This is a genomic window from Phaeobacter sp. HF9A (genome assembly GCF_011806385.1).
In the GTDB taxonomy this organism is placed as follows: Bacteria; Pseudomonadota; Alphaproteobacteria; order Rhodobacterales; family Rhodobacteraceae; genus Epibacterium.
Genome location: NZ_JAATOX010000110.1, coordinates 1 through 13,398, shown reverse-complemented (window position 1 = coordinate 13,398; position 13,398 = coordinate 1). Strand labels below are relative to the sequence as shown.

General features: G+C 64.1%; 12 protein-coding genes and 1 pseudogene. 12 read left to right on the top strand and 1 reads right to left on the bottom strand.

Annotated elements, in window-relative coordinates:
• The 5 genes from HCZ87_RS16285 to rpiB form a co-directional block, all read left to right on the top strand.
• Window positions 1-495 (top strand): EcsC family protein (locus HCZ87_RS16285; protein WP_167645383.1); only part of this gene is annotated, 495 nt, incomplete at its 5' end.
• Between the two features lie 129 nt (window positions 496-624).
• Window positions 625-1,068 carry an NUDIX hydrolase gene (locus HCZ87_RS16280; RefSeq protein WP_254868675.1) on the top strand — a complete coding sequence of 148 codons (444 nt, stop codon included), beginning with the start codon at window positions 625-627 and terminating at the stop codon, window positions 1,066-1,068.
• Between the two features lie 88 nt (window positions 1,069-1,156).
• Entirely contained in the window at window positions 1,157-1,657 is a 501-nt protein-coding gene (locus HCZ87_RS16275; RefSeq protein ID WP_167645378.1) for a DUF1178 family protein, read from the top strand.
• Between the two features lie 58 nt (window positions 1,658-1,715).
• Window positions 1,716-2,357, top strand: a complete 642-nt coding sequence (locus tag HCZ87_RS16270) for an SDR family oxidoreductase (protein WP_167645376.1) — start codon at window positions 1,716-1,718, stop codon at window positions 2,355-2,357.
• Window positions 2,358-2,483: 126 nt separating this feature from the next.
• Window positions 2,484-2,933, top strand: a complete 450-nt coding sequence (gene rpiB, locus HCZ87_RS16265; protein WP_167645374.1) for a ribose 5-phosphate isomerase B — start codon at window positions 2,484-2,486, stop codon at window positions 2,931-2,933.
• A 135-nt stretch (window positions 2,934-3,068) separates the two neighbouring features.
• Here the strand turns inward: rpiB and HCZ87_RS16260 are convergent, their stop codons facing one another.
• The gene (locus tag HCZ87_RS16260) at window positions 3,069-4,844 is read right to left on the bottom strand and encodes a trypsin-like peptidase domain-containing protein (RefSeq protein WP_167645372.1); all 1,776 of its coding nucleotides are present in this window, start codon (window positions 4,842-4,844) and stop codon (window positions 3,069-3,071) included.
• A 315-nt stretch (window positions 4,845-5,159) separates the two neighbouring features.
• Here HCZ87_RS16260 and HCZ87_RS16255 point away from each other — a divergent pair, with 315 nt between their 5' ends.
• The 7 genes and pseudogenes from HCZ87_RS16255 to HCZ87_RS21105 form a co-directional block, all read left to right on the top strand.
• Window positions 5,160-6,098, top strand: coding sequence for a glycine--tRNA ligase subunit alpha (locus tag HCZ87_RS16255; RefSeq protein WP_167645370.1), 939 nt, complete (start codon window positions 5,160-5,162; stop codon window positions 6,096-6,098).
• 37 nt (window positions 6,099-6,135) lie between these two features.
• Window positions 6,136-6,843, top strand: coding sequence for an FkbM family methyltransferase (locus tag HCZ87_RS16250; RefSeq protein ID WP_167645368.1), 708 nt, complete (start codon window positions 6,136-6,138; stop codon window positions 6,841-6,843).
• Between the two features lie 3 nt (window positions 6,844-6,846).
• The gene (locus tag HCZ87_RS16245; RefSeq protein WP_167645366.1) at window positions 6,847-7,374 is read left to right on the top strand and encodes a DUF6446 family protein; all 528 of its coding nucleotides are present in this window, start codon (window positions 6,847-6,849) and stop codon (window positions 7,372-7,374) included.
• A gap of 61 nt (window positions 7,375-7,435) precedes the next feature.
• Complete coding sequence (glyS, locus tag HCZ87_RS16240; RefSeq protein WP_167645364.1) at window positions 7,436-9,499, top strand: glycine--tRNA ligase subunit beta; 2,064 nt, start codon at window positions 7,436-7,438, stop codon at window positions 9,497-9,499.
• A gap of 208 nt (window positions 9,500-9,707) precedes the next feature.
• Window positions 9,708-12,287 (top strand): putative PEP-binding protein, encoded by a 2,580-nt coding sequence (locus HCZ87_RS16235; protein ID WP_167645362.1) that lies wholly within the window; start codon window positions 9,708-9,710, stop codon window positions 12,285-12,287.
• 170 nt (window positions 12,288-12,457) lie between these two features.
• The gene (locus tag HCZ87_RS16230; RefSeq protein ID WP_175582297.1) at window positions 12,458-13,102 is read left to right on the top strand and encodes a cell wall hydrolase; all 645 of its coding nucleotides are present in this window, start codon (window positions 12,458-12,460) and stop codon (window positions 13,100-13,102) included.
• Between the two features lie 159 nt (window positions 13,103-13,261).
• A pseudogene (locus HCZ87_RS21105) lies at window positions 13,262-13,398 on the top strand (diguanylate cyclase); the annotation flags it as partial.

Sequence of the window (13,398 nt, the reverse complement as noted above, 5' to 3'; positions counted from 1 at the left end):
AATCGCTGGCTCAGCACCACCATGGGGATGATCGGCGGCGCGGCGGGGCTGCCGGGGGCGCTGATCGAGCTGCCCGCCACCACCACGTTTCTGCTGCGCAGTATTCAGGGGGTGGCGGCGGAATATGGCTTTGACCCCAGCGCCGAGAGCCTGCGGTTTGACGCGGTGGAGGTCTTTGCCGCCGCTGGCCCGATGGCCCATGACGATGGCGCCGATACCGGGTTTTTGACCCTGCGGCTGGGGCTTTCTGGCGCAGGATTGTCCAAGCTGATTTCAGCCGTGGCGCCGCGTCTGGCGGTGGCGCTGGGGCCGAAGCTGGCGGCGCAGATGGTGCCGGTTCTGGGTGCGGTTGCCGGGGGCGGTGTCAATTACATCTATTCCGGCTATTATCAGGAAATGGCGCATGTGTGTTTTGCCCTGCGCCGCCTCGCGCTGGAGGCAGACACCCCCTATCCGCAGATGGTGGAGCGTTTGCAGCAGCATCTGCTGCGGTGAGCGGCGCGCCCGAGGGCAATCGGCAAAGATGGTAAATCGGTTGTTTACCATTTGAGAGCAACATGGCGCATATTGGCGCACAGGCATGGCGCCAGTCAGCGGGCGCAGGTGCAGATGACACGGGTCTTGATGACGACTGAGATAGGGAACGGCCAGCAGGTCCACGCGCAGGTCGGGGCGCTGTGCTACCGGCATGTGCCCGGCGGCGGGATTGATCTGTTGCTGGTCACCTCACGTCGCACCAGGCGCTGGATCATCCCCAAGGGCTGGCCCATGGCGGGCAAAACCGCCGCCGAGGCCGCCGCGCAGGAAGCCTGGGAAGAGGCCGGCGTTAGCGGCGATCTTCTGGACAGATGCATCGGTCAGTTTACCTATATAAAGACCCGCGCGGGCCGCAAAACACTGGCCTGTCAGGTGGATGTTTTCCCGTTGCGGGTCGAGGCCCTGGCCACGCGCTATCCCGAAGCCAGCGAACGGCGGCGGGCCTGGGTTGCGCGCGAACAGGCGGTGCAGCTGGTGGCGGAGCCAGAGCTGGCGGCGCTGCTCAATGCCTTTGCACCGGTGGCGACATGATCGGGCGGCACGGAGCGGAGGCGCCTTCTGGCCCTTGCAAAGCCGGCACAACCGTATTTAATCAGCGCCTCTGGCGAAGAGATACACGATGATACGCTATGCATTGAAATGTGCCGATGGGCATGGATTCGAGAGCTGGTTTCAGTCGGCTGAAGCCTATGAAAAACTGCGCGCTGCGGGGCTTGTGGCCTGCACGCAGTGCGGCTCTGCCCAGGTGGAAAAGGCGCTGATGGCGCCGAGGGTGCGCCCCGCCCGCGAGGCAGCCGAAACTGCGGCGTCCGAAGGGGCGGAGGCCACCGCCACGCCCGGCGCTGCGCTGCCCGCGGTTCAGCCGCAGCCGCCCGAGATGCCGCTGAGCGCGCCCTCTTCGGAGCTGGAGGCGGCGATTGCGGAGTTGAAAAAACAGGTCGAGGCCAATTCGGACTATGTCGGCAGCAATTTCGCCAAGGAAGCGCGCGACATGTATCTGGGCGACAGCCCCGTGCGCTCGATCCATGGCGAGGCCAAGCCCGAGGAGGCGCGGGCGCTGATCGAAGACGGGGTGCCGGTGCTGCCACTGCCCTTTGCGCCGGGTCGAAAGGTGAACTGAACATATAAGCGTCATGTCAGCACGGCATAAGGCGCAGAGCAGCAAAAGGAGACCGCCCATGCATGTGGTGGTGACAGGCAGCAGCCGGGGCATTGGTCGCGAGCTGAAAACACGGCTGGCGGCGCGCGGCGACCGGGTGACGGGAACCTCGCGGGATCATTCCTCGGGCACCCGGCTGGATGTGAGCGACCCCGGCCAGCAGGCGCGCTTTGCGGCGCAGATCAAGGGCGATCCGGTGGATCTGCTGATCTGCAACGCGGGGGTCTATCTCGACAAGACCATGAAGATCAACGATTACACCGCCGAGGTCTGGGCCAAATCGCTGGCGGTCAATGTCACCGGAGTGTTCCTGACCGTGCAGGCCCTGCTGCCGAACCTGCGCCTGTCGCAGAGCCCGAGGATCGCGATCATTTCCTCGCAGATGGCCAGCCATGCGCGCGCGCCGGGGGGATCCTATGCCTATCGCGCCTCCAAAGCGGCGGCGCTGAACATTGGCCGCAACCTTGCCACTGACCTGCAACCCGAAGGCATTGCCGTGGGCATCTATCATCCCGGCTGGGTGCGCACCGATATGGGCGGCGAGGAGGGCGAGATTTCGGCGCAGGAAAGCGCCGAGGGGCTGATCCGCGAATTTGATGCGCTGACGCCGGAGACCTCGGGCTGTTTTCACACCTGGGATGGCCGGGTGCATGCCTTCTGAGCCAGCGCGCCTTTGCCGCGCGGCGGGGCCATTGGCGATCCTGGAAAAACCGGGTAAGGGGAGGGCGAACCCTCTTCCTCCACCAGTGCCAGGGACCGGAGCCCTGGAAAACGGGACCTCCTTACCATGACCAGCAGCAAACGTATCGTTCTGTCCAGCGACCACGCGGCCATCGCGCTCCGTCAGACCATTGCCGAGCATATCGCGGCGAAGGGCTGGGAGGTGGTCGATATCGGCCCGACCTCGCCGGAGAGCACCCATTACCCCAAACACGGCGCCGCGGCGGCGGAGCGTGTGGTCTCTGGCGACTGTGCGCTTGGCATTATTCTCTGTGGCACCGGGCAGGGCATCATGATGGCGGCCAACAAGGTCAAAGGCATCCGCTGCGGTGTCTGTTCCGATATCTTCTCGGCGCGGATGATCCGGGCCCATAATGACGCCAATATGCTGTCGCTGGGCGCGCGGGTGATTGGCGAAGGGCTGGCGCTGGAGATCGTGGACGCCTTTCTGGACACCGAATTCGAAGGCGGTCGCCACGGGCTGCGCGTCGATATGACCACCGAGCTGGAAGCCTAACGCGCGGCTGATGCTGCTTGCCGGCCTGCCCGCCGCTGGCGCGACAGGTTTTGGTGTCTTGAGTGACGCTGAATAGAAAAGGCTCCCGAAGATTTCTCTTCGGGAGCCTTTTATGTGTTCGACCGGGGCCGGGGATCAATCCCAGCAGTTCACCAGCGTGGTGAGGCCGGTGGCCTCTTTTTGCAGGAGCGAGATCGGCAGATCGCCAGTTGCTGCTGCCTCAGTCGCGGGCAGCACGACGCCGGCCTTGTCCAGCGCCATGCGGATGACCTCTCCCTTGAGGGCAAAGCGCACGCCCTGGGGCAGGGTGGGGCCATCGGTGCTTTCGGGCAGCAGCATGCCGTGCACGGTGCCTTGCTTGTCCAGCAGCGGGCCGCCGGCGTCACCGGCTTGCGCGGTCAGCTCCAGCCGGGCGAGGTAGTCTTCGCCCTGAAGCCCCTTGAGATCGCTGAGGCTGCCCCAGGTCAGACTGGGGGCACCCAGCACGCCGCCATAGGAAAAGCCCGACACCGCCAGCGCGCTGCGCAGGCGCGGTGCATTGGCGGCCAGCGGTGCGGTGGCCATGGGGGCCAGCGCCTGCGCGGGCTTCAGCACGGCAATGCCTGCCTCGGCGTCCGACAGCAGCACATCGGCACTGACGTCGCGGTCGATGGTCACGCGGGAGCAGCTATTGACCACATCGGCGGTGGTCACCACCACGCCGTCACCGGTCACGTAGAAGCCAGAGCGCGACAGGCGCGGTTTGCGGATTTCCAGACCGGAGACCAGATCAATGGACTGGGTCTCATCAACCCCGGCGGAGGGGTCCAGCACGCCGTCAAGCCGGGTGAAGCTGGCCTGCATCGCGGCCAGCACACGGCTGCGGCGGGCTTCGTCGCCCGCGGGCCAGACCAGGGTGAAGCCCTTGATTTCGCCATTGTCCAGCCGGGCCTCTGTATAAGAGACGATCTGGCTGTTGCGGCCTTCGAGGGTGAAGCGATCATCGGAGCGTTGCCGCGGACCTTCCAGCGGCACGATCGCCAGCGTCTGCATGATGTCATAAAGACCATAGAGCGTGCGGCGATCACCGGGCTGCGAGATCAGCAGCACCCGGGCGCCCAGATTTCCCTTGGCGTCGAAATGCGCAAAGGGCGGCTCGTAGCGGCTGAAGGCGACCTCGCCCAGCGGCAGATCCATGGTGATGCCCGCGCGGCTGTCGGTATAGGAGGCCATGCCGGTGGAGATCAGCGGCGCGTTATATTCGTCCATCAAGGCCTGACGCTGCATCGTGGTCAGCACGCCGGTGGGCTCATAGCCGCGCGCGGCCTGCCAGTCGGACATGGAGGCACGGGTGCCACGGCCAAAGGCGCCGTCGATGCCGGAGGTGTAGAAACCGGCGGCCTTCAGCGCCACTTGCAGCTCCATGCGCTCCTCGCGGCTGAGGGCGGCCTCGCTGCGGCGGGCCTCGGCCGGGGTTTCATCGGGCAGGGTGGTTTGCAGCGGTGTGTCGGTCGCATCCTCTGCCGGTTGCGCCGTCTCTGCGGCCGGCGGTGTCACCGGCGCGGCCGGGGTGGTCTCGGCCTCGGCGCCGACCGGATAGAAGCGGCTGCGCAGGTTGCTGGCGAAGGTGATGAAGCTGTCGCGCGGGATCTGACCCTCGGAGCGGTAGACGCGCAGCACCTGCTCGGCGTCCTGGCGGGCGTAGGGGCCGATGACGATCCCATACCAGCCGCCACCCAGGGCGTAGCCGGAGACATCCGGCAGGCGGGCGGCCAGGCTGCGGGCCTCGTCCTGCGCCTCGCGGAGCGAAGAGCGGGCGGCCACTTGAATCCAGACACCATCGGCGGAGGATTGCTGTGCCTGCGATTGGCCGGGAAGCGCCAACAGGCAGACGGTCAATGCCCAGAATGCCAAGGCAATTAGGTTCTTCATTGTAAAACCTCTGTACGAAGAAACGATTTTGTTCGTCGCGCAGGTAATCACTTTGTGACAGCAAAGGGAACGGCGATGATCCGCCCGAGGGGCGGTAAAATGCAACTGTTTCTCATCTTCGACACTTCGGCGCGAAAATTCCCCGTTGCGAAGGGGCTCTGTGGGCCTCGGGGGCCGCGGGCCGTTGACCCCGACGGGGGGCTTGCATAGGAAGGCCGGGATAGTTTGTGGGCGCGGGGGCACCGCGCTCAGGTCCGTTTGCGCCTGTGTTCGGGCAGGGCAGGCGGCAGATTCGAGGCCCTTGAGGGAAATGACATGACCCAGACCACCGCCCCGCGTTCGTTTCAGGACATCATCCTGCGTTTGCAAACCTATTGGGCCTCCAAGGGCTGCGCCGTGCTGCAACCCTATGACATGGAGGTGGGCGCCGGGACCTTTCACCCCGCCACCACGCTGCGGGCGCTGGGCAACAAACCCTGGGCTGCGGCCTATGTGCAGCCCTCGCGCCGCCCCACCGACGGGCGCTATGGGGAAAACCCCAACCGCCTGCAGCATTACTACCAGTTCCAGGTGCTGATCAAACCCAGCCCGCCGGAGATGCAGGAGCTCTACCTCGGCTCGCTCCAGGCCATCGGCATCGACATGGAGCTGCACGACATCCGTTTTGTCGAGGATGACTGGGAAAGCCCGACGCTGGGCGCCTGGGGGCTGGGCTGGGAAGTCTGGTGCGACGGGATGGAGGTCAGCCAGTTCACCTATTTCCAGCAGGTCGGCGGCCATGACTGCCATCCTGTGTCCGGCGAGCTGACCTATGGGCTGGAGCGTCTGGCGATGTATGTGCTGGGCATCGACCATGTGATGGACATGCCCTTCAACGATCCGCAATCGCCGCAGCCCCTGCTGTATGGTGATATCTTCAGGCAGACCGAGGAAGAATACGCGCGCTGGAACTTTGACGTGGCCAATACCGAGGTTCTGCTGCGACATTTCGAGGAAGCCGAGGCGGAATGCGCCGCGATCCTGGCGCAGGAGCATGACGACCCCAAGACCGGCAAGCGCATCATCATGGCGCATCCGGCCTATGATCAATGCATCAAGGCCAGCCATATCTTCAACCTCCTGGACGCGCGCGGGGTGATCTCGGTCACCGAACGTCAGTCCTATATCGGTCGTGTGCGAGCGCTGGCCAAGCAATGCGCCGATGCCTTTGTGCTGACCGAGGCGGGCGGCTTTGAGGTCGGGGCAGCGGGCTGATGGGGCGATCCACCATGGCGCAGATGAGGCAAACGCGATGACGCAGGACATCAGCGGGGCAGCCCCCGAGGACGAGACCGTCCTGCGCCTGCGTCAGCGGATCAGACGCCTGCGCGACCGGTTGCAACGGGACACGCGCCGCGCCGACTCCATCGGCTTTCTCAAGGGGGTCATCTCGACCCTGCGGCCGGGCGATCTGGCGGTGGATTGTGGGGCCAATGTGGGGAAAATCACCCTGATGCTGGCGGAAAGCGGTGCCAATGTGGTGGCGTTTGAACCCGACCCCTGGAGCTTTGCCCAGCTTGAGGCGGCGACGGCGCATCTGGACAATGTCACCCGGATCAATGCCGGTGTCGGAGTCGAGGACGGCAGTCTGACGCTCTACCGCTCGGCCAGTTTTGCCGATGACCCGCTGAAGCAATCCATCAACAGCTCCCTGATGCCCGATGCCCGCAGCATTGACGCAGAGGGCGAGGGGATCCCGGTCAAGGTGATCAATTTCCCCGCCTGGTTGCAGCAACAGCTGGATCAGGGCGAACATATCGCGCTGGTGAAGATGGATATCGAGGGTGCCGAGCTGGAGATCATGGAAACGGTGCTGGATCAGAAACTACCCGAGCGCACCGGCCCGTTTCTGGTGGAAACGCACCCCGGCCTGTTTCCAAAGAAACGCGACCGGTTCCGGGCCCTGGCAGAGCGCGCCCGCGACTACCCGGCCAATCGGGTCAACCTGGATTGGATCTGACATATGGTTGGAAAACTGCTCTCAATATGTCTTGTGGTTTGCGGCCTCGCTGCGGGCGGGGTGATGTATTACCTGCAAGTCTATGGGTTCTACGATGATGTGGCCCCGCGCCCCGGGCAGGACGTGGTGCTGATGCCGATCGGGGGCGAGACGCCCGAGCCCATCGCCTATAGCGGCTTTGAGGCGATCGACGCCGAGAGCTCGCCGATCCGCTATCGGGCCTGCTTTGCCACCCGTCTGAAACCGGCGGAGCTGGCGCAGCTTTATCAGACCGTCGAGGTCAGCGAGCCGCGCAATGCGCCCGACTGGTTTGACTGTTTTGACGAGGCCGCGATTGATGCGGGCCTGCGGGATGGCAGCGCGCTGGCCTTCCTGTCGCAAAAGAATATCAACTACGGCGTGGACCGGATCGTGGCGGTGACTGCCGACGGTCATGGCTATGTCTGGCACGAACTGAACAACTGTGGCGAAAAAGCCTATGACGGGACCGTCGTTGGCGAAGAATGCCCAGATCAAACAGGGACCAAATGATGGTCTCTTTTCCTATCTTTCCCGCCGGGACCTGGCGGACCCGAACCGTTGAGGACACGTGATGGCTGATCTTCTGATCGAACTTTTCTCCGAGGAAATCCCGGCCCGCATGCAGGCGCGTGCGGCAGAGGATCTGAAAAAGCGGATGACCGATGGTCTGGTCGAGGCGGGTCTGACCTATGGCGGCGCCCATGCGCTCTCGACCCCGCGCCGGTTGACGCTGGCGATCGAGGATCTGCTGGAGCATTCCCCCACCGTGCGCGAAGAGCGCAAAGGGCCGAAGGTCGGCGCGCCGGAAAAGGCGATCGAGGGCTTTTTGCGCGGTGCCGGGCTGACGCGTGATCAGCTGGAAGAGCGCGAGACCCCCAAGGGCGCGGTCTATTTTGCGCTGATCGAGAAACCGGGCCGTCCGGCGGCGGAGATCATCGCCGAGGTGCTGGAAGAGACCATCCGCAATTTCCCCTGGCCCAAATCCATGCGCTGGGGGGCGGGCAGCTTGCGCTGGGTGCGCCCGCTGCATTCGATCCTCTGCCTGCTTTCGCGCGAAGACGGCAGCGAGGTGGTGGCGCTGGATATCGACGGTATCAAATCGGGCGACAGTACTTGCGGCCATCGGTTTATGGCCCCGGCGCGCTTTGCCGTCACCGGGTTTGAGGATTACGCCGCCAAGCTCAAACGCGCCTTTGTGGTGCTTGACCCCAAGGAGCGCGAGGAGGCGATCTGGCAGGACGCGACCAATCAGGCCTTTGCTTCGGGCCTTGAGGTGGTGGACGACAAGGGGCTTCTGGCCGAGGTCGCCGGTCTGGTGGAATGGCCGGTGGTGCTGATGGGGTCGATTGATGACGCCTTCTTGGGTCTGCCGCCGGAGGTCTTGCAGACCTCGATGAAGGAACACCAGAAGTTTTTCTCGGTGAAGAACCCCAAGAGCGGGCGGATCGAGAAGTTCATCACCGTGGCCAACCGTGAAACCGCCGACAATGGCGTGACCATTCTGGCGGGCAACCAGAAGGTGCTCTCGGCCCGTCTGGCGGATGCGAAGTTCTTCTGGGAGAATGACCTGCGCATCGCGACCTCCGAGGTTGGTATGGAGGGCTGGCTGGAAAGCCTTGGCAATGTGACCTTCCACAACAAGCTCGGCACCCAGGCGGCGCGGATTGACCGGATCGCCGCGCTGGCGCGCGAAATCGCGCCCGTCGTGGGCGCGGATGCGGATCTGGCGGAACAGGCGGCGAAGGTGGCCAAGGCGGATCTCAGCTCCGAGATGGTCTATGAGTTCCCGGAATTGCAGGGGTTGATGGGGCGGTATTACGCCGAGGCGGCGGGCCTGCCGCAAGAGGTCGCCAATGCCTGCGAGCAGCATTATTCGCCCTTGGGCCCCAGCGATGACGTCCCGACCGAGCCTGTCTCCGTCGCAGTGGCGCTGGCCGACAAGATCGACACGCTCACCGGGTTCTGGGCGATTGATGAAAAGCCGACGGGCTCCAAGGACCCCTACGCGCTGCGTCGTGCGGCGCTGGGGGTTATTCGGTTGGTGCTGGAGAATGATGTGCGCGCGTCGTTGTCTGCAATTTTTGCCAAAGGGTACGAAGGTGCGAATACGGCCGATCTCTTGTCCTTCTTCCACGACCGCCTAAAAGTCTTTTTGCGGGATCAGGGTATTCGTCACGATGTGATCGACGCCTGTATCGCCATGGCGGGCAATGATGACCTGACGCTGCTGGTGAAGCGCGCCCGGGCGCTGGAGGATTTTATGGCCTCCGAGGATGGCGAGAACCTGCTTCAGGGCTTCAAGCGCGCCAACAATATCCTGTCTCAGGCGGAGGAAAAGGACGGGGTCGAATATTCCTTTGGCGCCGACAAGAAATTCATCGAAGATGCGGCAGAGAGCGCCTTGTTCGATGCGCTTGCCGCCAACGAGGCGGCGATCTCCTCGGCCATCGAGGCCGAAGATTTCGCGGCCGCCATGGGCGGCATGGCCGCACTGCGGGCTCCGGTGGATGCGTTTTTCGAGGCGGTGCAGGTGAATTCCGAGAATTCGGTGGTGCGGCGCAACCGTCTGAACCTGCTGAGCCAGATCCGCAAGGTCTGCGGTCAGGTGGCCGACCTGAGCCGGATCGAGGGCTGATCCCTCGGGCGGCGGGGCGCTGCCCCGGACCCCGGGATATTTGACAAAAGGCGAGGGGGAGGGCGTCTGGTCCTGATATCCTCGGCAAAGACAACGGCCCGTCCGCATTGGAGGGGCCGTTTTTATGTTGCGCGCCGGTGCTGCCCCTTGCGCGAATGGTTCACAGTCTTATGGTGATTTTCAAAGGAGAATTGCCGCAGTGCAGAATATGCCCGAATCCCCCGTCTCTGACGCGCCCAAGGCCGTATTGATCACGCCGACCGCGCCGATCGCCAATCAGACCCATGGCGGGCGGGCGAAATGCCTGCAACGCCTGGTGCGGCTGGACTTGCCGGTGCCGCAGACCGTGGCGCTGTCCTTTGATGCGGTGCATGAGATCGCCGAGGGCCATATGGTCGATGTGCGCGCGATCCTGTCGGAGCTGCGCCCGGATGCGCTGCTGTGTGTGCGGCCCTCCTCGGAGGATCCGGATTGGGGCGGGCCGGGGGCGGTGCTCAATATCGGCATGAATGACGCGCGCTTTGTTGATCTGAGCGACACATTGGGGCGGGACGCGGCGGCGGCGCTCTATCTGCGGTTCGTGCAATCCTATGCGGTGCATGTGGCGCGGCTGGACCCGGATGTCTTCGAGGATGTCGAGGATGGCGGGCCGGATGCGCTGAGCGAGATGTTGCAGGCCTATGAGGCGGAGGCGGAGGAGCCTTTCCCGCAGGATCCGGGCGAGCAGCTGGACGCGGTTCTGCGCTCGATGGCGCGGGCCTGGGAAGGGACTTCGGCGCGGCTGTTGCGGGCGGCCAAGGGCGCGCCTGCGGATGCGGGGCTGGGCCTTGTGGTGCAGGAGATGGTGCCGGGGCTGGGGCAGGGCGAATGCGGCTCCGGGGTGTTGCAGCTGGTGAATTCCCAGACCGGCATGCCGCAGATCACCGGCCGCTACCTGAGCCAGAGCCAGGGGCGCGACGCGCTGGGCAGTGACGCGGCGGCGATCTATCTGGAGCAGGACGACCGTGGCCCCTCGCTGGAGGAGCTGGCGCCGGATGCGTTTCGGCAGCTGAAAGAGCATGCGGCGCTGATGCGGGTGCGTCTGCGGGCGGAAATGCAGGTGGAATTCGTGATCGAGAATGGCCGCGTGCATATCCTGGACGGGGTGCGGGTGGCGCGCTCCTCGCGGGCGGCGGTGCGCATCGCGGTGCGCCTGGCCGAGGACGGGGTGATCACGCCCGATGAGGCGGTGATGCGGGTGGATGCCCATTCGATGAACGAGCTTTTGCACCGGCAGGTGGACCCGGAGGCGGCACGCGATGTGATTGGCGCAGGCATTGCCGCCAGCCCGGGCGCGGCGACCGGGCGGCTGGTCTTTACCTCGGCGGAGGCGCAGGCCAGCAAATCGCGCGGCGAGCCCTGCATTCTGGCGCGGCGCGAGACCTCGCCCGAGGATGTGCGCGGCATGCATGCCGCCGTCGGCGTTGTGACCGAAAAGGGCGGCATGACCAGCCATGCGGCGGTGATCGGGCGCGGCCTTGGTCTGCCCTGTATCGTGGGGGCGTCGTCCTTGCGCTTCGACAGCCGGCGCAAACAGCTGACGGGGCCGGATGGACGGGTCTTCAAGGCGGGCGATATCATCACGGTGGACGGCAGCAGCGGTCAGCTTTTGGCGGGGGAGCCTGCCACGCTGGAGGCGGCGCAGGATGATGCGTTTCAGACCCTGATGAGCTGGGCTGATGCGGCGCGTGACATTGATATCCGCGCCAATGCCGACACGCCCGCAGATGCGCAGACGGCGCGCAACTTCAACGCGCAGGGGATCGGGCTGTGCCGGACGGAGCATATGTTCTTTGATCCCGGGCGGCTGACGGTGATGCGGGAAATGATCTTTGCCGAGACCTCGGAGGGGCGGGCGGCGGTGCTGGCGCGGCTATTGCCGATGCAGCGCAAGGATTTCCGCGAATTGTTCCAGATCATGGAGGGGATGCCGGTCTGCATTCGTCTGTTTGACCCGCCGCTGCATGAATTCCTGCCCTCCACCAATGCCGGGCAGCGCGAGCTTTCCGAAGCGCTGGGGCTGCCGGTCAGCGATGTGACCCGGCGGGTCGAGGAAATGGGCGAATATAACCCGATGCTGGGGCTGCGCGGTGTGCGGCTTGGGGTGACGGTGCCCGAGATCTACGACATGCAGGCGCGGGCGATTTTCGAGGCCACGCTGGAAGCCTCGCGCGAGGGCGATCCGGTGGTGCCGGAGATCATGATCCCGCTGGTCTCGGCCAAACGCGAGGTGGAGCTGGTCAAGACCCGCATCGACGCGGTGGCCGCTGCGGTGAAATCCGAACGCGGGCGCGACTTTACCTATCGTCTGGGGGTGATGGTGGAGACGCCGCGCGCCGCCCTGCGCGCCGATGAAATCGCGGTGCACACCGCCTTTCTGAGCTTTGGCACCAACGATCTGACCCAGATGACCTATGGTCTGTCGCGCGATGACGCTGGGCGGTTCATGTCCGCCTATGTGCAGCAGGGGGTGTTTCCCGAAGATCCCTTCCATGTGCTGGATGTGGACGGGGTCGGAGAGCTCTTGCAGCTGGGGGTTCAGCGGGGCCGCAAGGCGCGCCCGGATATTACGCTTTCGATCTGTGGCGAGCACGGTGGCAACCCCGAATCAATTGCGTTTTGCCGCGCTGCGGGTTTTGATTACGTGTCTTGTTCGCCCTTCCGGGTGCCGGTTGCGCGCCTTGCGGCGGCCCAATTGGCCATCGCGGAGAAAACCGGCCAAAATCTGCCGGCTGGGGGAAAAGTGTAACGTTTTTATGGCGTTGATTGTTCCATCACATGCCGCAGTTTGAAGGTATGCGCGACAGGGCATAGCAGCTATACCTTTGGTTTGCTGGACGTTCGGATGCATTTTAGCTACCGGGAGCCAACGCAAGCGACAGATCTATGTCGCAAGCAGTCGGACCGGGAGTACCCTGCATGAAACGAATTCTGATGTGCGCCGCAGTGATCGCGGCAGCATGGAGCGCTAGCATTGCCTCGGCCGATATGGGCTTGGACGCATTGTTTCAACAAGAACAGTCGACGCTTCAGGCGGCCCCAAAGGAGCGGATGCAGCGCTTTTTGGGCAGCAAACGGCATGGGCGCAGCCAGAATGTGACGCAGGTGAAATTCACCCGTGATTTCCTGGACAGCCGACCCAAGGCCTCTGGCGGCAGCGAATTTGATTGCCTGGCAGAGGCGCTCTATTTCGAGGCGCGCGGCGAGACGGTCAAAGGGCAGTTCGCAGTGGCCGAAGTGATCCTGAACCGGGTCAAGAGCGCGCAGTTTCCCAATACGGTCTGTGGCGTGATCCATCAGGGCACCGGCAAGCGCTATCAGTGCCAGTTCACCTATACCTGCGATGGCCGCGAAGAGGTCATTCGCGAACCCCGCGCCTATGACCGGGTGGCCAAGGTCGCGCGCTTGATGCTGGACGGGGTGAACCCGAAGCTGACCGAAGGCGCCACCTATTACCACACCACAGCCGTAAAGCCGCGCTGGTCGCGCACATTTACCAAAACGGCGCGGATCGGGGTGCATCTGTTCTATCGCGATCAGCGTTATCGCACCGCGTCCAACTAACACCTTTCCCCCGAAAAAACACGACAAGAGGCGGAATTACGCCGCTTTCCGGCTCTGGCACGGCGGCTCTGTGGCTGTTATCTGGCGAAAGCGGGCATAAAACTATGGTTTACACCACCGTTGCCCGTTATCTTTCTAAGCCAGCCAAAGGCCACGCCCATGAGTTCCGACATCCATCTTGCCTTCGCTCACCCGTCCGAGCGCTCCGCTGCCACTGCGCGGCCGGGGCCGCTTGACCGGATTTCCCTGCGCGATCACATCGTTGATGTGGAAATCGGAGCCTTTCAGCAGGAGCG

What these genes read in the sequence shown, in the direction of transcription:
- HCZ87_RS16260 (WP_167645372.1), bottom strand. Translation starts at nt 4,844, where the DNA reads ATGAAGAACCTAATTGCCTTGGCATTCTGGGCATTGACCGTCTGCCTG.
- HCZ87_RS16230 (WP_175582297.1), top strand. Translation starts at nt 12,458, where the DNA reads ATGAAACGAATTCTGATGTGCGCCGCAGTGATCGCGGCAGCATGGAGC.
- HCZ87_RS16275 (WP_167645378.1), top strand. Translation starts at nt 1,157, where the DNA reads ATGATACGCTATGCATTGAAATGTGCCGATGGGCATGGATTCGAGAGC.
- HCZ87_RS16245 (WP_167645366.1), top strand. Translation starts at nt 6,847, where the DNA reads ATGGTTGGAAAACTGCTCTCAATATGTCTTGTGGTTTGCGGCCTCGCT.
- rpiB (WP_167645374.1), top strand. Translation starts at nt 2,484, where the DNA reads ATGACCAGCAGCAAACGTATCGTTCTGTCCAGCGACCACGCGGCCATC.
- glyS (WP_167645364.1), top strand. Translation starts at nt 7,436, where the DNA reads ATGGCTGATCTTCTGATCGAACTTTTCTCCGAGGAAATCCCGGCCCGC.
- HCZ87_RS16270 (WP_167645376.1), top strand. Translation starts at nt 1,716, where the DNA reads ATGCATGTGGTGGTGACAGGCAGCAGCCGGGGCATTGGTCGCGAGCTG.
- HCZ87_RS16235 (WP_167645362.1), top strand. Translation starts at nt 9,708, where the DNA reads ATGCCCGAATCCCCCGTCTCTGACGCGCCCAAGGCCGTATTGATCACG.
- HCZ87_RS16255 (WP_167645370.1), top strand. Translation starts at nt 5,160, where the DNA reads ATGACCCAGACCACCGCCCCGCGTTCGTTTCAGGACATCATCCTGCGT.
- HCZ87_RS16280 (WP_254868675.1), top strand. Translation starts at nt 625, where the DNA reads ATGACGACTGAGATAGGGAACGGCCAGCAGGTCCACGCGCAGGTCGGG.
- HCZ87_RS16250 (WP_167645368.1), top strand. Translation starts at nt 6,136, where the DNA reads ATGACGCAGGACATCAGCGGGGCAGCCCCCGAGGACGAGACCGTCCTG.